Genomic DNA, 22,920 nt, shown 5'->3' with positions numbered 1-22,920 from the left:
TTGGCCTTCTTCCCTGCAGGATAACGGCGCAGTATGGCGTTACACCCCACAGGCGGAGGCCGAAAATGTCACACAGCGCATTATTGATCATCGATGTTCAGCAATCATTCCAGCATCGCCCTTTCTGGCAAGAGGACGATCTGCCCGCTTTCCAGCAGGCGCTTACAACATTAATTGAAGGCTGCCGTCGGCAGGGCGTGGCGCTGGTCGACGTGTTCCACGTTTCCCCGCAGGGGCCATTCTCGCTGGCGTCCGGTTTCGTGCAGCGCCTGCCGTTCCTCAGCCACCAGGCGGACGTTACCGTGCACAAGCAGGTGCATAACGCGCTGACCGAATCCGGGTTGGACGCCTGGCTACGTGAGCGGGAGATCAATCACCTGATTATCTCCGGCATTCGTACCGAGCAATGCTGCGAAACCACCACCCGCGTGGCAAGCGATCTCGGTTATCGAGTAACCTTCGTCACCGAGGCGACCCTGACGTTCCCGATGCATCACCCCGACGGCCAGGTCTTTACCACCGAACAGCTCAAGCGGCATACTGAGACGGTGCTGGTCGACCGTTTCGCCCAGCTCGCCAGCGTGGATGAGGTGCTGGCGCAACTGTCACAGGAGTCATAATGCCGCAGGCCGTCTACTTTCTGATGCTGCCCCAGGTGCTGTCGCTGGACGTCAGCGGCCCGGCCGAAACCCTGCGCCTGGCCGGAACGTTCAGCCTGCATTACATCGGCCCGGAGCCGCAGATAACCTGCTCCATCGGTATGACGCTGAGCCGGCTGGAGCCGCTGCCCGCCCGGTTGGAAGACGGCGCGATTTTGGTGGTGCCGGGGGTCAGCGATTCGGCCCGCTACTTTGCCAACCCGCAAGCCGAACAGGCCCGCCGCTGGCTGGCGGCGCTGCAACCCGATCTGCAAAGCCGGCGCATCACGCTGGTCTGCGTGTGTTCCGGTGCGCTGCTGGCGGCGCAGGCCAGCTTGCTCGACGGCTACCAGTGCACCACTCACCATGACGTGCTCGAACGCATGCGCCTGCAGGCACCGGCAGCGCTGGTGAAAGAAAACCGCATTTTTGTCGAAGACCGCAGCGTCTACACCAGCGCCGGCATTACCGCCGGTATCGATCTGGCGCTGCACCTGATCAACCGCCAGTGCGGCGCAACCCGGGCGATGGAGGTCGCCCGCGAAATGGTGGTGTACTTCCGCCGTTCCGCCGACGACCCGCAGCTTTCACCGTGGCTGCGCTATCGCAATCATCTGCACCCGGCGGTCCACCGCGCCCAGGACGTGATGACCGCCGAGCCGGAGGCCGAATGGTCAGTGCCGCAGGTGGCGGAAAAAGCCCACGTCAGCAGCCGCCATCTGGCGCGGCTGTTCCGCAGCCATATCGGCATCAGCGTGCGGGAATATCATGAACAGCTGCGGCTGGCCGTGGCGCAACAGCGGCTGCAACAAGGCTATGGGCTTGAGAAAGCGGCGCTGGCGGCCGGGTTCTCGTCCGGCCGCCAGCTGCGGCGTGCACAACAGCGCGGGCAAAACCCGTTATGACACCCACCTTCGGGTATCCAGCTTTTGCAGCCCCATCGACAGCAGCAGGCTGAGCGCCAGCGCCACACCGAATACCCAGAAGATATCCAGCAGCGGATGAGCGGTGAGTTCAAGATGCCGACTGCGCATAAAGTTGACGATAATGGCGTGAAAACCGTAGATCGCCAGCGAATGGCGGGAAAAAATGCCCAACCAGCCGATCGGATCCGGCAGGCAGTTCTTAAACCACACCAGCAGCGATACCGCCGCGATAAACACCAGCGGGCCGCAGTAGATGTAAAAGGTATCGGCGAAGCTGCCGTTGATGAGCATCTGGCTTTTGGTGCCGCGAACAATCAGCGCCACGCTGAGTACAAAGCCCAGCGCCGCCAGCCAGCTGATGCCGCGCCGTCCGGTGTCCATCATGCCAATCGCCCGCCCGGCCAGCGCGTACAGCAGGTAATAGAAGGTATCGCCGTAGATATACAGATTGACCGGCAGCAGGTGAGCGTTGCCGACGGTCACCGCACCGGTATTGGGGTTGGCAATCACCGCCAGGATCACCAGTACCCCGGCCAGATAACGGCGCGAGACCGGTTTGACGCTGATCAGCGGCGAGAGCACGTAAATCACCGCAATCGCATAGAAGAACCACAGGTGATAAAACACCGGTTTTTGCAGCATGCCACGCAGCGACGGCCAGAAGCCGATTTTGGTGAAGGCCGCGATATAGATCAGCGCAATGAGGCTGTAGAACAGGATGCAGCAGCCAATACGGATGAAATGTTTTTTGCCGGCGCTTTTCTCGCCGAAAAACAGATAGCCGGAAATCATGAAAAACAGCGGCACCGAAACGCGCGACATGCCGTTCAGCACGTTGGCGATGTCCCAGTTATGTTCCCCCACCGCCATACCCTTGGTGACGTAATAGGTGGTGGCGTGGATCATCACCACCATCATGCACGCCACCGCGCGCAGGTTATCTATCCAGCCAATTTTAGTGCTCAAAACGGTGCCCGACGTTGTGTCATATTTTTATGTTAATAAGAGGTTATAGAGCGCAGGGCGCGGCGACAACCCAAAAGCGAAATATCAGAATGTGCTGAAACAACACCTTATCGTTGCTAAGGTGAACAATTGGCGGCAAAATAGCCGCCATAACTCGCTCAGTTTGCGCTTCCCGCCCTGGCAGTTCCTTTTTTCTTCTTCACTATCAGTACTATAAATATGAAAACGACATTACCACCTGCGGCACGTTTGGGCCGACAGGCGCTTTTATTCCCTCTTTGTCTGGTGCTGTTCGAATTTGCCACCTATATCGCCAACGATATGATCCAGCCCGGTATGCTGGCGGTGGTGGCGGAGTTCAACGCCGGTGAAGAGTGGGTGCCGACATCCATGACCGCCTATCTGGCCGGCGGTATTTTCTTGCAATGGCTGCTCGGCCCGCTGTCGGACCGACGTGGTCGCCGCCCGGTAATGCTGGCCGGCGTGGCGTTCTTTATCGTCGCCTGTCTGGCCATTTTGCTGGTGACCAACATCGAGCAGTTTATCTTTATGCGTTTCCTGCAGGGCATTGGCCTGTGCTTTATCGGCGCGGTCGGCTACGCCACGATACAGGAATCCTTCGAGGAATCGGTGTGCATAAAAATCACCGCGCTGATGGCCAACGTGGCGCTGATCGCCCCGCTGCTCGGGCCGTTGGCCGGGGCTGCGCTGATCCACGTCGCGCCGTGGCAGAGCATGTTCGTGCTGTTTGCGGCGCTGGCGGCGATTGCCTTTTACGGCTTGTGGAAAGCGATGCCGGAAACCGCCTCGCTACAGGGCGATAAATTCTCGGCCGCCAACCTGTGGCGCGACTATCGCCAGGTACTGAGCAACCGCCGCTTTGTCTGCGGGGCGCTGGCCATCGGTTTCGCCAGCCTGCCGTTGCTGGCCTGGATTGCCCAGTCGCCGGTGATCCTGATCAGCGGTGAATCGCTGTCGACGCTGGATTACGGCCTGTTGCAGATCCCGGTGTTCGGCGCGCTGATCCTCGGCAACCTGACGCTGGCGCGCCTGACCGGCAAAAACAGCGTAGAGCGCCTGATCAAGCTGGGCGCGGTACCTATGATGCTGGGGCTGCTGGTCGCGGCACTGGCTACGCTATTCTCCAGCCACGCCTATCTGTGGATGACCGCCGGGCTGAGCCTGTACGCCTTCGGTATCGGGCTGGCCAACGCCGGGCTGTACCGCCTGACGCTGTTCTCAAGCGCCGTCAGCAAAGGGACGGTCTCCGCCACCATGGGCATGTTGAGCATGCTGGTGTTTACCGTCGGCATCGAGCTGGCGAAAGTGGCCTATGTCTGGGGCGGCAGCGGGTTGTTCAACCTGTTTAACCTGATCAGCGGCCTGTGCTGGCTGGCGCTGGTAGCGCTGTTCCTCAGCAAACGCCGCAGCGGCGACGCAACACCCACGCCTAACAAAGCGCTGTAACGACAAACGGGGCTAACGCCCCGCTTTTTCTTCTTTAGCGATTACCATCAACTGCCAAACAGCCCGCCGTCGCGCAGCAGATGTTGGTTACCCTTGCGGCGGGTAAAGCCGCTGCGATCGAAAAATTCCAGCACCTGGATCGCCAGCTTGCGGCCGACGCCGAGCCTGTCGCGGAAATCCGCGGCGTTGGCGCTGCCCTGCGTCGCATCCAACTCGCGGATCAACGCGGCGAACTGTTCGATACGCTGGCTGAGATAGTAACGGTCCACCACCACTGCCGCGATATGACCGAGCTGCGCCGCTTTACGCAGCGTCGCCCGCACGGGCGCCTCTTCCTCACCCAATTCTGCGGCCAAATCGCGCACCCACCAGGCTTCGTCACCGAACAGCGGCTCAATACGGCTCCACAGAATCTGTTCTTCAGCGCTGAACGCCAGGCCATGCTCCGGCAAGTGCAGCCAGCCGCGCGTATTGCGCACGCTGCCGGCGGCCAGCAACCGATCGATCATCATAAACACCAGCGCTTCAGGCAACGAAGGCAACGCCATGCGCCGCAGGCGCGCTCGTCCCAACCCAAGCTGATCGGCATGCTGGTGGTGATACTCGACCAAGACTTGCAGCAAGCGCTGTTGGCCCTGCTGTGCATTCTCCTGCGCCAGCGCCCACTCACCGGCAATCAGCCATTCATGGTCCGCCAACAGCTCTGACAGCCCACCGTCGGTCAGTTGCCGCGCCCACGCGAACATCGCCAGATCCAGCGGCCCGTTGGGCAGATGCAGCGCCAGTGCCTGGCGATCGTCGCCGGCCTGCACCAATGCCGCCAACCAGGCAAGGTAATCCGGCTGGCGTTTACCGCGTTTCGGCGTCGTCAAACTCAGCACCCGTGCGCCGCCCAGGGTCTGGCGGGCGCCGATATCGCGCAGCACCAGCCGATCGTTGTCCGCCAGCCACAGCGGGCGATCGAGGATCAATTCCGCCAGGTGTTCATTCAATAACGAAATCCGGCCGGTGATATGGCTGGCGGCGTGGTGCAGATGCAGCGGTTGCCAATGCTTTATCGGCTGGTCGGTATCCAGCGCCACCAGAATGCGTTCTGCCGCCTGCAACGGCTTTTTCGCCAACAACCAGTCACCGCGAGCCACCTGCTCTTTGCTGACGTCACCGCTGATGTTCAGTGCGATGCGCTGCCCGGCCTGCGCCTGCTCAACCTGTTGATTCTGCGCATGCAGGCCGCGTACCCGCACCGGAACGTCCGCACCGGTCAGCCACAGCGTATCCCCTACCGCCACCTGCCCACCCAGCGCGGTGCCTGTTACCACCAGACCCGCCCCTTTCACGCTGAAGGCGCGGTCTACCGCCAACCGGAAACGGCGCGTCAGCACATGCTCATCAGGCCGTAACGCCAGCAGATGCGCGCGCAGGGCGTCAATCCCCCGATCCCGCACTGCTGCGGTGACAAACAGCGGCGCATCGGGCCAACCCTGCCGCGCCAGTTCATCGCTGACCTGCCGCCGCACCTCGTCAACCCGTGCTTCGTCCACCCGATCGGCCTTGGTCAATGCCACCGTCAGCGCCGGGCGCCCACTCAGCCGCAGGATCGCCAAATGTTCACGCGTTTGCGCCATCACGCCGTCGTCGCAGGCCACCACCAGCAGCGCATGATCGATGCCGCCGATGCCCGCCAGCATATTGGCGAGGAATTTTTCATGGCCGGGCACGTCGATAAAACCCAGCACCCGGCCGTCGGGCTGCGGCCAGTAGGCATAGCCCAGATCGATGGTCATGCCGCGGCGCTTTTCTTCCGGCAGGCGATCGGCGTTGATCCCGGAGATCGCCTGCAACAGGGTGGTTTTGCCATGATCGACATGGCCGGCGGTAGCGATAATCATGCGTTTAACGCCTCGATCAGCGCCTGTTCCTGCTCAAGGCAGCGCAAATCCAACCACAGCCGGCCGTCGTTAATCCGGCCGATCACCGGCTGAGGAAGGCGGCGCCAGCGTTCTGCCAGCGCTTCCAGCGTCGCCCCACGGCCGTCGAGCGGCGTAAAGGTCAATGCGTAGCTGGGCAACCTGTCCACCGGCAACGAGCCGCTGCCAATCTGCGACCAGCACGGTTCGGCGCGCAGCTGGAAGCGTTCGCCAAACTGCGGTTCCAGCGCGTGCAGCAAGCGTTCGGCGGTGGCCTGCATCGCCTGCTGCGGGCGGGTCAGCAGCCGCAGCGTCGGCAGTTGCTCCGCCAACCATTCAGGCTGTTGATAGAGGCGCAGCGTGGCTTCCAGCGCCGCCAGCGTCAGTTTGCCGACACGCAGCGCACGTTTAAGCGGATGCTGCTGCAACCGGGTGATCAGCGCCTTTTTGCCGACGATAATCCCGGCCTGCGGACCACCCAGCAGCTTGTCGCCGGAGAAAGTCACCAGATCCACCCCGGCGGCCAGCAGGCGCTGCGGCATCGGCTCGGCCGGCAGGCCGTATTGCGCCATATCAATCAGCGAACCGCTGCCCAGATCGGTGACGGTCGGCACGCCATATTCAGCGCCAAGCTGCGCCAGTTCGGCTTCATCCACCGCAGCGGTAAAGCCCTGGATGCTGTAGTTGCTGGTGTGCACCTTCATCAGCAGCCCGGTCTGTTCGTTGATGGCGTTGCGGTAATCTTTCAGGTGGGTACGATTGGTGGTGCCGACCTCAACCAGCCGGCAGCCCGCCTGGCGCATCACGTCGGGGATGCGGAACGCGCCGCCGATTTCCACCAGCTCACCGCGCGACACCACCACTTCCTTGCCGGGCGCTATCGCCGCCAGCATCAGCAACACGGCCGCCGCATTGTTATTCACGATGCAGGCATCTTCCGCGCCGGTCAGCCGGCACAGTAAATCCGCCACGGCGCGATCGCGATGCCCGCGCCCGGCGCCGTCCAGATCGTATTCCAGCGTCACCGCCGCTCCCATCGACTGCCTCACCGCCTCGATAGCCGGTTGCGCCAGCAGGGCACGGCCAAGGTTGGTGTGCAGCACAGTGCCGCTGAGATTGAAGACCGGCGTCAGCGCCGAACGCTGCCGTTGCGCCAAACCGGCGCTGAGCGCCTGCGGCCAGTCGCTGCACCAATCGGGCAGCCGCTGCTGCTGCTTGATCGTCTCACGCGCCTGCAACTGTAATTCGCGCAGCAGATCGCTAATCAGCGTCTGGCCGTATTGTGCCACCAGCGGTTCGATAGCGGGATCGTGCAGCAGGCGGTCGATGGCGGGTAACTGGCTGTAAAGAAGGTGGGATTCAGTGCTCATGGTCGCTCGGTTTTTTTGTGTGATGATGTCGGCATAAAGCAAAACCCCCGCCAAAGCGGGGTGAGGGAATTCAGGGGGGTGAAGTGCGGGCAAAACTTTCGCGGGCAAACAGCCGCTCGGCCAGTTTGATCAACGCAGGCCGTTCGACGCACCAGTTGGGCATGATGCGGCGGAAATTGAGGTAGCCCAGCGCGCAGCCGGTAGCGATGTCCGCCAACGTCAGCTCGGCGGCATTCAGCAGCGTCTTTTCCTGCGCCAGTTTCTCCAGAGCGTCCAGCCCGTGCGTCAGCTTGTCGCGCTGGCGCAGTATCCAGTTTTCGTCCTGCTTTTCCGATGCGCGTTTGCTCTCGCGAAACAGCGTGGCGGCGGCTTCGGTTACGCCGTCGGCCAGCGCTTCCACCTGGCGAATACGCAGCGCAACCGCGCGATCGGCGGGCAAAAATGCCGGGGCAGCGGGAAGCAGTTCGAGGTATTCGGCAATCACCCGCGAGTCGTAATACGCCACGCCGTCGTCGGCCACCAGCACCGGCACCTTCGCGAGCGGATTCAGCTCCACCACCCGGCTACCCGGCTCATACGGCGGATCGTTAACGAATTCGAACGCGATCCCCTTTTCCAGCAGCATCACGGAAATCTTGCGTACAAAAGGGCTGGTATAGCTGCCTATCAGCTTCATTCGTCTTCCCCCCGCGCTGTCGAAACACAGCGTTGTTATTTCACCACCAACGTGTCGATAATCCGCTGAACCAGCGCCTGGTGCGCCTCCGGCGTTTTGGCCGGTGACAGCATTTGCAACGTCACCACCCTTTTATTCAATACCGTCAGCACAAAGGTGGAGAGTACCTTTTGCCCATTGACGCTTTGCTCGGTATCCAGCCGATGAAACTTCTGCTTGCCGACGCTGAAGTTCTCTTCTTTGGTGGTCTTGATATTCTGATAGCGGTCGGCCAGCTCGGTGATGATGCTTTGCGTCAGATCTTTCAGCATTTTATCGCTGGTGTTGAGCTTCATGTCGTCAGGCGGGACCACTTCAGAGGAGACGGTACTCTGGCGTGTCTTGCCGTCGAGGAAACGCTGAATGGTGGATTTGCTGTCGTTGATGATGCCGCTGTTCTGGGTCTGATCGCTAAACCCCGCCGGCAGTAAAAAGGTCACGTTACCCCTTTGCAGCGATACCTTCAGCCCCACAGGCTCGCTTTCCACCGGCGGTGCCGGTGGCGCAATGGGCTGCGTCACGATCGGCTTGGGGTCCGGCTTAGGTACTGCCGGTTTGGTGTCTTCCTTGTTGTCACAGGCCGACAGCCCGATCGCCAGAACGGCGATCGCCGTGAGTTTCGCAATGGTCTTCAACATCGTCCCTTTCCTTTCGCGTTGCGCGTCATTGCGTAAACGTAGCAACTCGCCCCTGTGAATGCCAGATGCACAGTCTGAAATTCATCATCTGACCACTCGTAAGGGGCAAATACCGGCGTTTTGCGATTTACTCCCCCGGGAACAGGAACGGGTTGATGCTGCTGCGGGCAAAACCTTCATCTTCCAGCTTGGCGTCGAGCACCAGCGAGGCCAGATCGTCGGCCACCGCCTCGATATGCGGATCTTTTTCCTGATACAAAATCTTCAGGTAAGTGCCGCAGTCGCCGCAGCTTTCCGCTTTCACCGCCGCCAGCTCGCTGTCCAGCGACCAGTAATTCAGATCGCGAGTTTGCTCGCAGTTGCTGCATTTTATCCGCACCACGTGCCACTCGCTTTCGCACAGGTTGCAGTGCAAATAGCGCAGGCCGCTGACGGTGCCGATATGCACCACGCTGGAGACCGGAATGCTGCCGCACACCGGGCAGAACTGACGGTGTTCGCCATATTCCGCGCGCGCCTTACCGGGGATCTGGCTTGCCATTTGCGTCCAATAGAGCGACAGCGCGGCCCAGATGAACGGCGCTTTCTCGCTGCCGATGTTGCCGAACTCGCGGTTGAGCAAGGCGTCGGCCATCAGCTCCAGCTCATGCGCTGACGCCTTTTCCAGGTTATCCAGCACTGCCAGAATGTGTTCCGGCGCCTGCGGACGCAGTTCGGCGATCAGCGATCCCAGCAGCCGGTGCCAATGCTCGCTGCGCGGATAGACGCTCAAATCCAGCGGCGGCTTGCCGCTGGCCGCGCCCTTCAGCAGCGCTTCGGTCAGATCCAGCTGCAGCGGGTTGTCGTGCAACGCATGGTGCTGCGCTTCGGCCAGTTGCGCGGCGAAGTTCAGGTAGTCGCCCAGCGGGTTGTCCGTCGCCAGCTTGCGCAGGCGTTCGGCGCGGCGGCTGTAGAGGCTTTTCAAATTGGCGAAAAGTAACGGCGGAATTGTCTCCGCCGTTGTGGACTTCTCGCGCTGTGCCCCTAACTGCTCTTTAGGAACGATGCGGATGCTCATCAGGGTTTGTCTTCCTGTTGTTTCTCGCGGACCTCTCGGTACCAGCGCGGATGATGTTTTTTAGCCCAGGCCGCAGGCACCCAGCCTTCGACCATCGCGGTGATAGTGCCTTTTACCCACAACGCGGCGTAAATGTGCACCATTATCACGATGATCAGGCCGACCGCCGCCAGCGAATGCACCAGCAGCGCGATGCGGATCAGCGGTATCGGGAACGACGGCGCAAAGTACGGCCGCCAGATCACCACACCGCTGGCCAGCAGCAGCACCAGGCTGATGATAGCTGCCCAGAATACGCACTTCTGACCGAAATTATAACGCCCGGTGTCGCCCACTTCCTCGTTCATGGCAATTTTGTGGATGTTTTTGGCCCAGACGATGTCTTCCCGGTTGATCAGATTATGCTTCCAGTAACGCAGGAACATCAGCAGGAAGGCCGCAAACATAATCACCCCGACAAAGGGATGCAGGATGCGCGCCAGTTGCGGCGTACCGAAAATGTTCATCAGCCAGTTGAAGGAGGGGAAAAAGAACCCCAGCCCGCTGATGGCGGCGAACACAAAGCAGAACGCCACAATCCAGTGGTTAATCCGCTCCGGCGCGCTGTAGCGCTGAATCCGCTTTTCCTTCTTCATTTGCGCGTCTCCTCATCGTGCAGCTCGTCGTTGTCTTCCTCTTCGACGCGGTTGGGTCCGACGCCGACATAGTGGAACACGCTGGCTGCAAAGGTGGCGGCAAAGCCGATGGCCGCCAGGGGTTTCCACACGCCTTTCCAGAACGTGATCGCCGGGCTGATGGTCGGGTTATTCGGCAAACCGTGATACAGCTGCGGTTTGTCGGCGTGATGCAGCACGTACATCACGTGGGTGCCGCCCACGCCCGCCGGATCGTACAGACCGGCGTTCTGATAACCCCGGGTGTTCAGCTCGCCGACGCGCTCGGCGGCAATCTGCTTCATCGCGTCCTTGGTGCCGAAGTGAATCGCGCCGGTCGGGCAGGTCTTCACGCAGGCCGGTTCCTGGCCGACATCAACGCGGTCGACGCACAGGGTGCATTTGTATACCCGGTTGTCGTCCTTGTTCATGCGTGGCACGTCGAACGGGCAGCCGGCGATGCAGTAGCCGCAGCCGATGCAGTGCTCGGACTGGAAGTCGACGATGCCGTTGGCGTACTGAATGATTGCGCCTTCCGACGGGCAAGCCTTCAGGCAACCCGGATCGGCGCAGTGCATGCAGCCGTCCTTGCGGATCAACCATTCCAGCTTGCCGTTTTCCTCCACTTCGGAGAAGCGCATGACCGTCCACGACTTGGCCGTCAGATCGGCGGGGTTATCGTACACCCCGACGTTACTGCCGATTTCATCGCGGATGTCGTTCCATTCGGAACAGGCCACCTGACAGGCCTTGCAGCCGATACAGGTGGTGACATCGATAAGTTTGGCCACTTCTTCCTGGTGGTCACGGGCGCGCGGGGCCGGCGTGAAACCATTGGTGGCGGATTTACGAATGATGTCCTGAGATTGCATTGCCATAATTCGTCTCCGTTACACCTTTTCCACGTTAACCAGGAACGCCTTGAACTCCGGCGTTTGCGTGTTGGCATCGCCGACAAACGGCGTCAGCGTGTTGGCGATAAAGCCTTTCTTCGCCACCCCTTCGTAACCCCAGTGGATCGGGATGCCGATGGTGTCGACGTCTTGGCCGTTCACCTGCAAAGTACGGATACGCTTGGTCACCACCGCCTTGGCCTTGATATAGCCGCGGTTGGAGCTGACTTTCACCGTATCGCCGTGCTTGATGCCTTTTTTCTCCGCCAGCTTCTCGCCGATCTCCACAAACTGCTCCGGCTGCGCGATGGCGTTGAGCTGCGCGTGCTTGGTCCAGTAGTGGAAGTGCTCGGTCAGACGATAGGTGGTGCCGACATACGGGAACTTGTCGGAGGTGCCCATCGCCGCCAGATCGTCCTTGAACACGCGCGCCGCCGGGTTGGAGATCACGTTCGGGTGCAGCGGGTTGGTGCCGAGCGGCGTTTCGAACGGCTCGTAGTGTTCCGGGAACGGCCCTTCCGCCATTTTGTCGGTGGCGAACAGGCGGCCCATGCCTTCCGGCTGCATGATAAACGGCCCGACGTCGCTGCCCGGCGCGGCGGCGCTGTAGTCCGGGATATCCACCCCGCCCCACTTGGCGCCGTCCCACTCCAGCAACTGACGTTTCGGATCCCAGGGTTTCCCCTGCGGGTCGGCCGAAGCGCGGTTATACAGAATGCGGCGGTTGAGCGGCCAGGCCCAGGCCCAACCCAGCGTGTTGCCGAGGCCGGACGGATCGGCGTTATCGCGCCGCGCCATCTGGTTGCCGGCCGGCGTCCAGCTGCCGGCGAAGATCCAACAGCCGCTGGCGGTGGTACCGTCGTCGCGCAGGTGAGCGAAGGTGCTGAGCTGTTCGCCCTTCTTCGCCAGCACTTTGCCGTCGGCGTCCAGAATGTCCGCCAGCGCCTTGCCGTTGCTTTCCATCGCCACTTCTTCCGAAGCGGGATTTTCCGGCGTCAGGTAATCCCAGGTCATGTTCAGCACCTGTTCAGGCACCGCGCCGCCTTCACGCACGTACATCTCGCGCAGGCGGATGAAAATGCCCGCCAGGATTTCCCCGTCGTTCATCGCCTCACCCGGGGCGTCCGCGCCTTTCCAGTGCCACTGCAGCCAGCGGCCGGAGTTAACGATCGATCCGTTTTCTTCGGCAAAGCAGGTGGACGGCAGGCGGAACACCTCGGTCTGAATCTTCGACGGATCGACGTCGTTGAACTCGCCGTGGTTCTGCCAGAAGTTGGACGTCTCGGTGTTGAGCGGATCTATCGTCACCAGGAACTTCAGCTTCGACAGCGAGGCCACGACCTTGTTTTTGTTCGGGAACGACGCGACCGGGTTAAAGCCCTGGCACAAATAGCCGTTGACCTTCCCTTGCGACATCATCTCGAAGTACTGCAGCACGTCGTAGCCTTTGTCCCACTTCGGCAACCAGTCAAAGCCCCAGCCGTTGTCTTTCTGCGCCTTGTCGCCGTAGAAGCTCTTCATCATGCTGACGAAGAATTTCGGGTAGTTGCTCCAGTAGTTCACCTGGCCCGGCAGCAGCGCCTTCGGCGTGTTGGCCTTCAGGTAGGTGTCGATATCCGTCTGTTTCTCCGACGGCAGCGTCATATAGCCCGGCAGGCTCTGCGACAACAGGCCCAGATCGGTCAGGCCCTGGATATTGGAGTGGCCGCGCAGCGCGTTGACGCCGCCGCCCGCCATGCCCATGTTGCCGAGCAACAGCTGGATCATCGCCATGGTGCGGATGTTCTGCGCGCCGACCGAGTGCTGAGTCCAGCCCAGGGCGTACAGGAATGATGCAGTTTTATCCGCCACGCAGGTTTCGGCGATGTATTCGCAGACCTTGATGAAATCCTCGGTCGGCGTGCCGCAAATATTGTTCACCACCTCTGGCGTATAGCGGCTGACGTGCTGTTTCAGCAGGTTCCACACGCAGCGCGGGTCCTGCAGCGTCAGATCGCGCTTGGCGAAGCCGTTTTCATCGAGCTGATAATTCCAGGTGGTTTTGTCGTATTTGCGGTTTTCGGCGTCGTAGCCGCTGAACAGGCCGTCTTCGAAGGTAAAGTCTTCCCGCACCAGCAGGCTGGCGTTGGTGTAGGCATGTACGTATTCGCGGTTAATCTTGTCGTTGTTGATCAGGTACAGCAACACGCCCGACAGGAAGGCGATGTCGGTCCCGGAACGGATCGGCGTGTAGAAATCCGCCACCGATGCGGTACGGGTAAAGCGCGGATCGATGACGATCAGCTTGGCTTTATTGTGAATTTTGGCTTCCATCGCCCAGCGGAACCCCACCGGATGCGCTTCCGCCGCATTACCGCCCATGACGATAATCAGATTCGCGTTCTTGATATCAACCCAGTGGTTGGTCATCGCACCGCGACCAAATGTTGGAGCAAGACTTGCTACCGTTGGTCCGTGTCAGACACGCGCCTGGTTGTCTACGGCAAGCATGCCGAGAGCGCGACTAAATTTTTGGGTTAAATACCCGGTTTCGTTACTGGAGGCGGAGGCACACAGCATGCCGGTGCTCAGCCAGCGGTTGACGGTGACGCCCTGTTCGTTGGTTTTCACGAAGTTGGCGTCACGGTCTTCCTTCATCAGTTTGGCGATGCGGGTAAAGGCATCGTCCCAGGTAATGCGCTGCCATTTATCTGAGCCTGGCGCACGATACTCCGGGAACTGGAGACGGCTTGCACTGTGGATGAAGTCGACCAGCCCCGCGCCTTTCGGGCAAAGTGCGCCGCGGTTTACCGGGTGATCCGGGTCTCCTTCAATGTGGAATATGCTTTCTTTGGCGTTTTTGGCGCCATCACCAAGGCTGTACATCAACAGCCCACAGCCGACGGAACAATACGTACAGGTATTACGGGTTTCACGGGCGCGCAGCAGTTTGTACTGCCGGGTCTCCGCTAACGCCACTTCCGGGGCAAAGCCCAGTGCGGCGACCGTCGTTCCTGCCATACCGCCAGCGCAGATCTTAAAGAACTGCCTTCTGCTGACCTGCATGGGGGGTCTCCTTTCACTCTCGATTGTCACATTGTTTCAAATGGCGCTTTCCCCCTTGAAGCGGGAAGCGCTAAAATCGATCTTGTTTTTACGCGGCAATATTACCACAGCGTATATGGGGTTGTTACAAACAGGTGCCAGTTAAGTGAACACTATAAACCCAGAGCAGCACATAAATGAGACCCCGCTCACAGGGGTGACCCAGGCCCAGGTTTATCAGCGCGGGCAGCTCGCCACCGCACAGCCGGATTGGCTGGCGGAAGAAGTGCCGGTCGCCCTGGTCTATAACGGCATCTCTCACGTGGTGATGATGTGCACGCCAAAAGATCTGGAGGCATTCGCCCTCGGCTTTTCGCTGTCCGAAGGCATTATCGAGTCACCGCGCGATATCTACAGTATAGAGATTAACCAAACCTGTAACGGGCTGGAGGTGCAAATTGAGCTCTCCAGCCGCCGCTTTGCCGGGTTGAAGGAGCGCCGCCGCACCATGGCGGGCCGCACCGGCTGCGGCGTGTGCGGCATCGAACAGTTGGCGGACATCTTCCGTCCGCTGCCTGTGCTGCCGTTCACCCAACGCTTTTCTCTCGCCAACCTCGACCACGCGCTGGGGCAGCTCAAGCAGGTGCAGAACGTCGGGCAGCTCACCGGCTGCACCCACGCCGCCAGCTGGATTTCGCCGCAGGGTGACCTGCTGGGCGGCTGTGAAGACGTCGGCCGCCACGTAGCGCTCGACAAGCTGCTCGGCGTGCGCGCGAAGCAAGATTGGCAACAGGGCGCGATCCTGGTCTCCAGCCGCGCCAGCTATGAAATGGTGCAAAAATCCGCGATGTGCGGCGTCGAGATCCTGTTCGTGGTTTCCGCGGCCACCTCGTTGGCCGTAGAAATCGCCGAGCGCAGCAACCTGACGTTGGTCGGTTTCAGCAAACCCGGCCGCGCCACGGTGTTTACTCACCCGCAGCGCATTGTGGATTAATTTAATCCCTTACACTAAGTAGGGCATTGATAATCATTTTCAAGATCATTTAATTAACTATAATGATCCGACTGCTTACGCGGTGCTCGCACCTTGCGCCGCCCATACCCCACTGGAGATGATGATTATGAGTTATTCACTGCCATCCCTGCCGTACGCCTACGACGCACTGGAACCGCATTTCGACAAGCAGACGATGGAAATCCATCACACCAAACACCACCAGACTTACGTCAACAACGCGAACACCGTGCTGGAAGCGTACCCTGAGCTGGCTTCGCTGAGCGTTGAAGAGCTGATCCAGGATCTGGATAAAGTGCCAGCCGACAAGCGCACTTTCATGCGTAACAACGCCGGCGGCCACGCTAACCACAGCCTGTTCTGGAAAGGCCTGAAAATCGGCACCACGCTGGGTGGCGATTTGAAAGCCGCTATCGAACGCGATTTCGGCAGCGTCGAGAAATTCCAGGAAGAGTTCGAGAAAGCCGCAGCAACCCGCTTCGGTTCAGGTTGGGCCTGGCTGGTGCTGAAAGGCGACAAACTGGCCGTGGTATCTACCGCTAACCAGGACAGCCCGCTGATGGGCGAAGCCGTTGCCGGCGCTTCAGGTTTCCCAATCCTGGGCCTGGACGTGTGGGAACACGCTTACTACCTGAAATATCAGAACAAACGCCCAGACTACATCAAAGCGTTCTGGAACGTGGTTAACTGGGACGAAGCGGCAGCACGCTTCGCTGCGAAGAAGTAATTCGCCCCCAGCACTGATGATGCCCGCGTGAAGCGGGCATTTTTTTACCCAAAATCCGCTAAAGTTTGACCGCCCTTTGCCGATGGTTTGTTCAATAGACGTTCGCCCGCAAAGGAAAAATAATATGGCGGCATTGCAAACACTGGCAGGAAAGTTCGTTCATCTCACCGTGGGTAAAAAGCTCGGCCTGGGGTTTGGTCTGATGCTACTGCTGACGGCGATCATCGCCGGCACCGGCGCACAATACCTGAATATCATCGAATCCCGCGCCTACCGCATCGATTTCAGCAACCGGCTGAATGACGAAATCAATCAGGCCAAATATAACCGCGCGCTGTTCGGCCAGACCTACCGGCCTGAGTACCTGAAGAATAACCGCGCCAATATCGAAAACGCGGTACGGCTGATCAACCAGGGCCAGACGCTGGACTGGGATACCCAAAGCCGGCGAGATCTGCAACGCCTGGTGGTATTGATCGGCCAATACCAGCAGCAGCAAAACGCCTTCGAAAAGGCGGTAGCGGCAAAAGATGCGATACGCCAAAGTTGGAACATGTCGGAAGTGCAAGACAGCCTGAATCAGGTGGAGCGCCAGTTGACCAATGGCGACCTGCAACTGGCTTTTGTGCAGCTGAATCAGAAACTGACCCTGGTGCGCTACGACGCACGCGGCCTGTTGCTGAGCCTGAACCGTGAATCCGAAGCGCCGCTGTTAGCGGCGATTGATGACGCGCGCAGCACAGCAAACGCACTCAGCCGACGGCTCAGCGATGCCCAGCGCCCCCTGCTGCAACCGCTGTTGAGCGCGCTCGACGACTACAAAAACCGAATCGAAGCTTATCTGCCGGCTTATGAACAGGAACAGCAGACCAGCCAGCGGCTGGGGGACAGCGCCCAGGAAGTCGGTACGCTGGTCAACGCCTTTATGCGGGACGAACTGGCGCAAACCCATAACGACATTAATGCGGCGCAGCTGCAGATGGGCATCACCACGCTGATTGCCATTATCGCCGGGTTGCTGATTGCCTGGCGCATCACGCTGCAAATCACCCGGCCGCTGCGCAGCACTCTGGCGCTGGCGGAACGCATCGCCAACGGCGATCTGCGTCAGGCGCAGACCAGCACCCGCCGCGATGAACTCGGCCAATTGTTGAATGCGGTAGCGGCGATGAGCCGAAACCTGCGCGATATGATTGAGAAAATCCAGATGGGGGTCAGCCAGGTCTCTACCGCTGCGGCGGAGATTGCCGCAGGCAACACCGATTTGTCCTCTCGCACCGAACAACAGGCGGCAGCGGTAGAAGAGACCGCCGCCAGCATGGAGCAACTGACCGCCACGGTGAAGCAGAACGCCGAAAACGCCCACCACGCCAACCAACTGGCTACCGAGGCTTCGCAAACCGCCCAACAGGGCGGCAAGCTGGTAGAGAACGTAGTCAGCACCATGCGCGATATTTCCAGCAGTTCGCGACGAATCGCCGAAATTACCACCCTGATCAACGGTATTGCTTTCCAGACCAATATTCTGGCACTCAATGCCGCCGTAGAAGCGGCACGCGCCGGCGAACAGGGGCGCGGCTTCTCGGTGGTGGCCAGCGAGGTTCGTAATCTGGCACAGCGCAGTGCCCAGGCGGCAAAAGAGATCGAAGGGCTGATCGCCGAGTCGGTCAGCCGGGTGCAAACCGGCACCACCCTGGTGGAGAATACCGGCAGCACCATGGAGCAAATCGTCCTCTCGGTGACCCACGTGCGCGATATCATGGCGGAGATCGCCGCCGCCTCCGACGAGCAAACGCGCGGTATCGCCCAGATCGGCCAGGCGATTGTCGAAATGGATCATACCACCCAGCAGAACGCCGCACTGGTGGAGGAATCCGCCGCCGCCGCCGACTCGCTGGAAGAGCAGGCTGAAATGCTGCTGCAAAGCGTCTCGGTATTCCGCCTGGCGGAGCAGAAAGCCCCCGCCGCCGTGGCGAAAGCCGGCGCGCCAAAAGCCCCGGTGATTAAAGCGCGGTCAGCAACAGCGCAAGACAACTGGACCACGTTCTGATGCCCCTCCCCGCCCGGTTATTTTCGGGCGGGATGTTCTGTCCCTCCCGATCAACTCAGGCTATGCTGAACCTCTGACGCAAAGAACGGAGGCGCATATGCATCACCCTGAGGTTTATATCGGCACCATCCAGCCTTATGACGGCGGGCGGCCCAGCGGCATCGCCAAACGCCTGGTGGACGGCGCCATCAAGCTGACCCCGCTCGGCCTGGAAGGCGACGAGCAGGCGGAAAAAAGCTATCACGGCGGGCCGGACCGCGCTTTGTGCCACTATCCGCGCGAACATTACGCCCACTGGCGGGAACAGTTTCCTGCACAGGCGGAACAGTTCTGCGCGCCGGCTTTCGGCGAGAATATTTCCACGCTGGGGCTGAGCGAGCACAACGTGTTTATGGGCGATATCTTCCGCTGGGGCGAGGCATTGATTCAGGTCACCCAGCCGCGCTCTCCCTGCTTCAAACTCAACTACCACTTCGCAATCGACGACATCTCGGTGCTGATGCAGCAGAGCGGCCGCTGCGGCTGGCTGTACCGGGTGGTGTCCGCCGGCGTCGTCAGCGGCGATCGTCCGCTGGAGCTGGCGACACGCAACAGCGACATCTCTGTGGCCGAAGCCATCGGCATTGCCTGGCATATGCCGTTCGATGAAGAGCAGTATCGCCGTCTACTGGCGGTCGCCGGGCTGTCCGCGAGCTGGAGCAAAACCATGCTGACTCGCATCACTACCGGCCGTATCGAAAACCTTAACCGCCGTCTGTTGGGGCGTTGAAAAAGACCCCAGGTATACTGTTGTGCAACCTCTTTCAGCCAGGAGCAGAAGCTATGACCCCCCCCTCTCATTCGATCCACCACGCCGCAGCCGTGGGTTATCAGGCCAATGCCGACCGCTACGTGAAAGGGCGACCGGATTATCCGCCGGAGATCGCCACCTGGCTGCGTGAGGTTATCGGCCTGCACGCCGGCATGACGGTCATCGACCTCGGCGCCGGTACCGGCAAATTCACCCCGCGCCTGCTGGAAACCGGTGCGCAGGTGATCGCCGTCGAACCAGTAGCGCAGATGCTGGAAAAACTGTCGGCAGCGCTGCCTCAGGTGAAAACGCTGGCGGGCACCGCCGAGTCGATTCCGCTGCCGGACGAATCAGTCGACGCCGTGGTTTGCGCGCAGTCCTTCCACTGGTTCGCCACGCCGCAGGCGCTGGCTGAAATTCAGCGTATCCTCAAGCCCGGCGGCAAGCTGGGTCTGGTATGGAACATGCGCGATGCGCGCGTGAGCTGGGTGCGCAAGCTGAATCAGATTGTCGACAGACACGAGGGCGACGCACCGCGTTTCTACACTGGCGAATGGCGCAAACTGTTTCCGGTCAAGGGGTTCGAAGCGTTGCAGGAGCAGGTGTTTATGTTCGGCCACCAGGGCGCAGCAGAAGATGTGATTTACAACCGGGTGCGTTCAACCAGCTTTATCGCCGCCTTGCCGCCGCAACGGCAGGAACAGGTGATCGATCAGATTCGCCAGTTGGTGGCGGAGGAAGGGGAATTGCAGGGCAAGGACACTGTGACCGTGCCCTATCAGACCAAGGCGTATTTCACCACCAAGCAATGAAAACGGGGCGCCACAGACGGCGCCCGATTTTCAGAATGCTTTTTTGGCGTAGCCGGTGACCACTTTCAGGCCCATCTCACGGCCCAGAGCGGTCATCGGGTGCACCACGATCAGGCCGCGCGCGCTTTTTTTCAACGAGCCCATGTCCGCCTGCTCTTTCTTGGTGATTTCACGGCTGAAGGGCAGTTGGCTCAGCTTTTGCGCTTCCGCACTCAGCTTCTCGACGCGCACGCCTTTCAGACGTTCGATTTCCGTCGCCAGCTTCTCTTTTTCTTTGGTGTGCTGGGCAATCAGGTCGATATTGCCCTGTTGGATCACCGCCGTGTCTTTGTGATTCAGTGCGTCCAGCAGGTCGCTAAGGCGCTTAATCTCTGCCTTTTCTTTCTCTTTCATGGTTTATGGCCTGTCTGTGCCTGTACGGCACGCTAATCAATGATGCCCACATTGTAGCAAAATGCGCACGCAGTTACTCGCCTTGCTCGATTCCCGGCGGCAATCCGCTCATCTCACAGGCTTTCGCCCCCACGCGCGCCAGCGCCTGGGTATAACGTGCATTAAACGGATAGCAGCAAGAGAGCCGCAGCCCGTTGCGGTGGCGGCCGCTGGGGGAATACAGCGTACCCGGCGTCAGGCAGATTTGTTCCTCCAGCAACTGATGGAACAGCGCCACGCTGTCGACCCCGTCCGGCAACTCGACCCAGAACACAAAACCGCCCGCCGGCTGCGTCGCCCGCGTGCCGCGTGGGAAATGGCGGGCAATCAGCGCACGTGCCTCCTCCACCTGGGCGGCGTAGCGCTTACGCAGGTTGCGTAAATGATGATCGTAGCCGCCGGTTTCCAGGAACATCGCCAGCGTCTCCGACAACAGATGTGATTCCGCCATCGATGACACCGCCTTCAGCTTGCGTAGCGCTTCGTTGAAACGCCCACCGGCGATCCAACCGATGCGGAAATCCGGCGCCAGCGTCTTGGTAAAGCTGGAGCAAAACAGCACCCAGCCGTCGCGATCGAAAGATTTCACCGCCGGCGACAGCGCGCCGCCGAACTGAATCTCGGCGTACAGCCCGTCTTCAATCAGCGGCACCTGATGATCGTTCATCAGCCGCGCCAGCCGCTTTTTGGCCGCCAGCGGCATGGTGCAACCCAGAGGATTCTGCACCGTCGGCATGGCGATCACCGCATCCAGCCGCTTCTCATTCAACAACAGCTCCAGCGCGTCCAGCGACAGGCCATGCTGCGGATCGGTCGGGATTTCCAGCGCCTTCAGCCCGAGGCTGGCCAGCAGCGGCAGCAGATAAAAATAGGTCGGCGACTCCAGCCCGATACAGTCGCCCGGCTTGGTGGTCACACGCAACGCCAGTTGCAGCGCCTCCATGCAGCCGTGGGTCAGGGTGATATCGCCAGGTTCCACCAGCATACCCAACGTCATCGAGCGGCGGGCGATCTGCTGGCGCAGCCGCAAACTGCCGGGCGGCAACGCGTACTTGCCGATCAGATCGGGCTGGCGACGCAACTGAGACGACAGCATCCGCCCCAGTTTGCCGCCCGGATAAAAATCAGAGGTTTGCGGGCAGGCCAGCGACAGGTTGGTGAACGCCGGGTTCTGCTGGGCGGCAAACACCGTGTCGATCAGCGCCAGCACGTCGTCCGCCGGCGGCTCTATCCGGCTACTGGGCTGCGAGGCGGCTTTCAGCGCCGGCAACGTGCTGCGTACATAGAAGCCGGACTGTGGCCGCGCTTCGATCAGCCCACGGTCTTCCAACGCGCGGTAGGCCGCCACCACGGTATTGATGCTGACGCTGTGGGCCTGCGCGCAGCGGCGCACCGAAGGCAAACGGCTGCCGGGCAGCAGCGTACCGCGGCGAATGGCCTGCGCCAGGGTATCCGCCAGTTGCTGATAACGCGTTTCAGGCATTTCATCGAGCAGGGTCACAGTTTCTCTCCAGGTAATGGGTACAGTTTGCTTCTTACAAAACTGTACCCGTAACAATAGCGGGTTTCTGGTTCTGTCACCATCCGCTCGCAGGTTTTATGCTGGTTCCTTTGCTACTGTGTCGTTTAAGGAACCCGTTATGCTGGACACCGCCTTTATCAGTTATGTCACGGTGATGTCGATCACCCCCGGCCCCAACAACCTGCTGCTGGCCTCTTCTGGGGTCAACTTCGGCCTGCGCCGCACCCTGCCGATGGTGTTCGGCATCAGCCTTGGTTGTGGGGTACAGTTGGCCCTGACCACCAGCCTGCTGGCGCTGGTGCTAAGTTGGGCCGGGGCGATCCGTTTCCCGCTGGCGGTGATTGGCTGCGCCTATTTACTGTGGCTGTCGTGGAAGCTGTTCCAGGCAACCTCGCCGGATGCCAAACAGCAGGCGCAGCCGATGCGGTTGCTCAACGGCGCGCTGTTCCAGGCGGTAAATCCCAAAGCCTGGTTGATGGCCATTAACATCGCGATCCTGTTCACCCCGCGCGAAGGGACCAGTCTTAGCCACACGCTAATGCTCGTTGCCGGCTTTGTCGCCTTGAATATCCCTTGCGTGCTGGTGTGGGCGGCGCTGGGCGATCGCCTGCGCGATGCGCTGCGCGTCACCTGGAAGCTGCGGCTGTTTAACGCGACGATGGCGGGTTTGATGGCGGTAACGGCGCTGTGGCTGTTGTTCGATGAGTGGCGCTCGGCCTTTGCTTAACCGCGGCCGAGAGGAGAAAGCCGGGACGGTTGTTTGGCGCCGATGCCGGCGATCAGATCGGTAATCGACAGCACCATGGTGGAACGCACCACCTGCTGGTATCGCTGACGCTGCATGGCGATCAGCGATTCTTCCGCCTCGCCGGGCTGCAGAAAAGTCGGCACCGGCGGCAGCGCGGCCACGCAGTGAAGTTCGCCGAACGGGCCGAGGATTTCATCGTCGACAAAGCGGTATTCCGAGCCGTCGTGATTGAGCTCTTCGCGCATCGCCATCAGCAGTTCTGCATCTTCGTACTCATGACGCGAGATAACGCCCAGCCCGTACATCAGCTTAAGGCGCACCGACAGCTCACCCAAGGGGCCGGCACCGGACAATAGCGGTTCAACGGCATACTTCACCGCATAGTCGTCCTTGCGGAACACCTGAACCACCAACACGTTGAGCGCTTCCGCCAGCAGCTCTACCGCCGCGATCAGAAAACTGCGCACCGTCTTGCCTGCGTTCAGCTTTTCCAGAACCTGATTTTCAAATGCCTGTGGCTCGATCATCGTCGCTTTTCGAATGGCCTGGGAGATGCCGTCAATGCTGAAG

Annotated in this window: 21 protein-coding genes; 9 read left to right on the top strand and 12 right to left on the bottom strand. The window is 60.4% G+C overall.

Annotated features, from left to right (window positions below; translation table 11 throughout):
* Nucleotides 1–65 precede the first annotated feature (65 nt).
* Nucleotides 66–620, top strand: coding sequence for a cysteine hydrolase family protein (locus JEM67_RS00830; protein ID WP_199636399.1), 555 nt, complete (start codon nucleotides 66–68; stop codon nucleotides 618–620).
* The gene (locus JEM67_RS00825) at nucleotides 620–1,543 is read left to right on the top strand and encodes a GlxA family transcriptional regulator (RefSeq protein WP_199636398.1); all 924 of its coding nucleotides are present in this window, start codon (nucleotides 620–622) and stop codon (nucleotides 1,541–1,543) included. Before JEM67_RS00830 ends, JEM67_RS00825 begins: the two co-directional genes overlap by 1 nt.
* Here JEM67_RS00825 and JEM67_RS00820 read toward each other — a convergent pair.
* Nucleotides 1,538–2,530, bottom strand: a complete 993-nt coding sequence (locus JEM67_RS00820) for an acyltransferase (protein WP_199636397.1) — start codon at nucleotides 2,528–2,530, stop codon at nucleotides 1,538–1,540. The two genes, JEM67_RS00825 and JEM67_RS00820, sit on opposite strands and share 6 nt — an antisense overlap.
* Before the next feature lie 219 nt (nucleotides 2,531–2,749).
* On the opposite strand from JEM67_RS00820, the gene JEM67_RS00815 reads away from it, so the two are divergent.
* Nucleotides 2,750–3,997: an MFS transporter gene (locus JEM67_RS00815; RefSeq protein ID WP_199636396.1), complete on the top strand. Its 1,248-nt coding sequence runs from the start codon at nucleotides 2,750–2,752 to the stop codon at nucleotides 3,995–3,997.
* Nucleotides 3,998–4,044: 47 nt separating this feature from the next.
* Here JEM67_RS00815 and selB read toward each other — a convergent pair whose 3' ends face one another.
* From selB to fdnG, 8 genes are all read right to left on the bottom strand, one after another.
* A complete protein-coding gene (selB, locus tag JEM67_RS00810; RefSeq protein ID WP_199636395.1) occupies nucleotides 4,045–5,886 on the bottom strand; it encodes a selenocysteine-specific translation elongation factor in 1,842 nt (613 codons plus the stop codon).
* Entirely contained in the window at nucleotides 5,883–7,274 is a 1,392-nt protein-coding gene (selA, locus tag JEM67_RS00805; protein ID WP_199636394.1) for an L-seryl-tRNA(Sec) selenium transferase, read from the bottom strand. The genes selB and selA overlap by 4 nt, the downstream gene beginning before the upstream one ends.
* A gap of 70 nt (nucleotides 7,275–7,344) precedes the next feature.
* Complete coding sequence (locus JEM67_RS00800) at nucleotides 7,345–7,950, bottom strand: glutathione S-transferase (protein ID WP_199636393.1); 606 nt, start codon at nucleotides 7,948–7,950, stop codon at nucleotides 7,345–7,347.
* A gap of 35 nt (nucleotides 7,951–7,985) precedes the next feature.
* On the bottom strand, nucleotides 7,986–8,627 hold the full coding sequence (locus JEM67_RS00795) for a DcrB-related protein (RefSeq protein ID WP_199636392.1): 642 nt from the start codon (nucleotides 8,625–8,627) through the stop codon (nucleotides 7,986–7,988).
* A 127-nt stretch (nucleotides 8,628–8,754) separates the two neighbouring features.
* Nucleotides 8,755–9,684, bottom strand: coding sequence for a formate dehydrogenase accessory protein FdhE (gene fdhE, locus JEM67_RS00790; RefSeq protein ID WP_199636391.1), 930 nt, complete (start codon nucleotides 9,682–9,684; stop codon nucleotides 8,755–8,757).
* Nucleotides 9,684–10,319, bottom strand: coding sequence for a formate dehydrogenase cytochrome b556 subunit (fdoI, locus tag JEM67_RS00785; RefSeq protein ID WP_013810963.1), 636 nt, complete (start codon nucleotides 10,317–10,319; stop codon nucleotides 9,684–9,686). The genes fdhE and fdoI overlap by 1 nt, the downstream gene beginning before the upstream one ends.
* A complete protein-coding gene (fdxH, locus tag JEM67_RS00780; protein WP_004950673.1) occupies nucleotides 10,316–11,215 on the bottom strand; it encodes a formate dehydrogenase subunit beta in 900 nt (299 codons plus the stop codon). The genes fdoI and fdxH overlap by 4 nt, the downstream gene beginning before the upstream one ends.
* 12 nt (nucleotides 11,216–11,227) lie before the next feature.
* Entirely contained in the window at nucleotides 11,228–14,275 is a 3,048-nt protein-coding gene (fdnG, locus tag JEM67_RS00775) for a formate dehydrogenase-N subunit alpha (protein WP_199636390.1), read from the bottom strand.
* Nucleotides 14,276–14,420: 145 nt separating this feature from the next.
* Between fdnG and fdhD the strand changes: the two genes are divergently transcribed.
* The 5 genes from fdhD to JEM67_RS00750 all read left to right on the top strand — a co-directional run bounded on the left by fdhD (nucleotide 14,421) and on the right by JEM67_RS00750 (nucleotide 19,648).
* Complete coding sequence (fdhD, locus tag JEM67_RS00770) at nucleotides 14,421–15,248, top strand: formate dehydrogenase accessory sulfurtransferase FdhD (protein ID WP_199636389.1); 828 nt, start codon at nucleotides 14,421–14,423, stop codon at nucleotides 15,246–15,248.
* A 127-nt stretch (nucleotides 15,249–15,375) separates the two neighbouring features.
* Nucleotides 15,376–15,996 carry a superoxide dismutase [Mn] gene (sodA, locus tag JEM67_RS00765; RefSeq protein WP_199636388.1) on the top strand — a complete coding sequence of 207 codons (621 nt, stop codon included), beginning with the start codon at nucleotides 15,376–15,378 and terminating at the stop codon, nucleotides 15,994–15,996.
* A gap of 124 nt (nucleotides 15,997–16,120) precedes the next feature.
* On the top strand, nucleotides 16,121–18,046 hold the full coding sequence (locus tag JEM67_RS00760) for a methyl-accepting chemotaxis protein (RefSeq protein ID WP_199636387.1): 1,926 nt from the start codon (nucleotides 16,121–16,123) through the stop codon (nucleotides 18,044–18,046).
* Between the two features lie 97 nt (nucleotides 18,047–18,143).
* Complete coding sequence (gene yiiM, locus JEM67_RS00755; protein ID WP_013810958.1) at nucleotides 18,144–18,815, top strand: 6-hydroxyaminopurine reductase; 672 nt, start codon at nucleotides 18,144–18,146, stop codon at nucleotides 18,813–18,815.
* A 53-nt stretch (nucleotides 18,816–18,868) separates the two neighbouring features.
* Nucleotides 18,869–19,648, top strand: coding sequence for a class I SAM-dependent methyltransferase (locus JEM67_RS00750; RefSeq protein WP_199636386.1), 780 nt, complete (start codon nucleotides 18,869–18,871; stop codon nucleotides 19,646–19,648).
* A 30-nt stretch (nucleotides 19,649–19,678) separates the two neighbouring features.
* Here JEM67_RS00750 and JEM67_RS00745 read toward each other — a convergent pair whose 3' ends face one another.
* Nucleotides 19,679–20,041, bottom strand: coding sequence for a YibL family ribosome-associated protein (locus tag JEM67_RS00745; RefSeq protein WP_199636385.1), 363 nt, complete (start codon nucleotides 20,039–20,041; stop codon nucleotides 19,679–19,681).
* A gap of 73 nt (nucleotides 20,042–20,114) precedes the next feature.
* Nucleotides 20,115–21,581 (bottom strand): PLP-dependent aminotransferase family protein, encoded by a 1,467-nt coding sequence (locus JEM67_RS00740; RefSeq protein ID WP_013810955.1) that lies wholly within the window; start codon nucleotides 21,579–21,581, stop codon nucleotides 20,115–20,117.
* A gap of 139 nt (nucleotides 21,582–21,720) precedes the next feature.
* Here JEM67_RS00740 and JEM67_RS00735 point away from each other — a divergent pair, with 139 nt between their 5' ends.
* Complete coding sequence (locus JEM67_RS00735) at nucleotides 21,721–22,329, top strand: LysE family translocator (protein ID WP_013810954.1); 609 nt, start codon at nucleotides 21,721–21,723, stop codon at nucleotides 22,327–22,329.
* Here JEM67_RS00735 and JEM67_RS00730 read toward each other — a convergent pair.
* Nucleotides 22,326–22,877, bottom strand: coding sequence for an MltR family transcriptional regulator (locus JEM67_RS00730; protein ID WP_041415802.1), 552 nt, complete (start codon nucleotides 22,875–22,877; stop codon nucleotides 22,326–22,328). The two genes, JEM67_RS00735 and JEM67_RS00730, sit on opposite strands and share 4 nt — an antisense overlap.
* Nucleotides 22,878–22,920: the final 43 nt, after the last annotated feature.

The sequence above is a fragment of the Serratia sp. PAMC26656 genome (assembly GCF_016469055.2).
In the GTDB taxonomy this organism is placed as follows: domain Bacteria; phylum Pseudomonadota; class Gammaproteobacteria; order Enterobacterales; family Enterobacteriaceae; genus Serratia; species Serratia plymuthica.
Note: the sequence above shows the minus strand (reverse complement) of the source record. Positions and strands in the feature narration are given on the sequence as shown.

Excerpts from the sequence above, each read along its gene's own strand:
- JEM67_RS00745 (WP_199636385.1), bottom strand. The coding sequence starts at position 20,041 with ATGAAAGAGAAAGAAAAGGCAGAGATTAAGCGCCTTAGCGACCTGCTG.
- JEM67_RS00750 (WP_199636386.1), top strand. The coding sequence starts at position 18,869 with ATGACCCCCCCCTCTCATTCGATCCACCACGCCGCAGCCGTGGGTTAT.
- JEM67_RS00730 (WP_041415802.1), bottom strand. The coding sequence starts at position 22,877 with ATGATCGAGCCACAGGCATTTGAAAATCAGGTTCTGGAAAAGCTGAAC.
- JEM67_RS00760 (WP_199636387.1), top strand. The coding sequence starts at position 16,121 with ATGGCGGCATTGCAAACACTGGCAGGAAAGTTCGTTCATCTCACCGTG.
- JEM67_RS00830 (WP_199636399.1), top strand. The coding sequence starts at position 66 with ATGTCACACAGCGCATTATTGATCATCGATGTTCAGCAATCATTCCAG.
- selB (WP_199636395.1), bottom strand. The coding sequence starts at position 5,886 with ATGATTATCGCTACCGCCGGCCATGTCGATCATGGCAAAACCACCCTG.
- fdxH (WP_004950673.1), bottom strand. The coding sequence starts at position 11,215 with ATGGCAATGCAATCTCAGGACATCATTCGTAAATCCGCCACCAATGGT.
- JEM67_RS00825 (WP_199636398.1), top strand. The coding sequence starts at position 620 with ATGCCGCAGGCCGTCTACTTTCTGATGCTGCCCCAGGTGCTGTCGCTG.
- JEM67_RS00815 (WP_199636396.1), top strand. The coding sequence starts at position 2,750 with ATGAAAACGACATTACCACCTGCGGCACGTTTGGGCCGACAGGCGCTT.
- sodA (WP_199636388.1), top strand. The coding sequence starts at position 15,376 with ATGAGTTATTCACTGCCATCCCTGCCGTACGCCTACGACGCACTGGAA.
- selA (WP_199636394.1), bottom strand. The coding sequence starts at position 7,274 with ATGAGCACTGAATCCCACCTTCTTTACAGCCAGTTACCCGCCATCGAC.
- JEM67_RS00795 (WP_199636392.1), bottom strand. The coding sequence starts at position 8,627 with ATGTTGAAGACCATTGCGAAACTCACGGCGATCGCCGTTCTGGCGATC.
- JEM67_RS00735 (WP_013810954.1), top strand. The coding sequence starts at position 21,721 with ATGCTGGACACCGCCTTTATCAGTTATGTCACGGTGATGTCGATCACC.
- yiiM (WP_013810958.1), top strand. The coding sequence starts at position 18,144 with ATGCATCACCCTGAGGTTTATATCGGCACCATCCAGCCTTATGACGGC.
- fdoI (WP_013810963.1), bottom strand. The coding sequence starts at position 10,319 with ATGAAGAAGGAAAAGCGGATTCAGCGCTACAGCGCGCCGGAGCGGATT.
- JEM67_RS00800 (WP_199636393.1), bottom strand. The coding sequence starts at position 7,950 with ATGAAGCTGATAGGCAGCTATACCAGCCCTTTTGTACGCAAGATTTCC.
- fdhE (WP_199636391.1), bottom strand. The coding sequence starts at position 9,684 with ATGAGCATCCGCATCGTTCCTAAAGAGCAGTTAGGGGCACAGCGCGAG.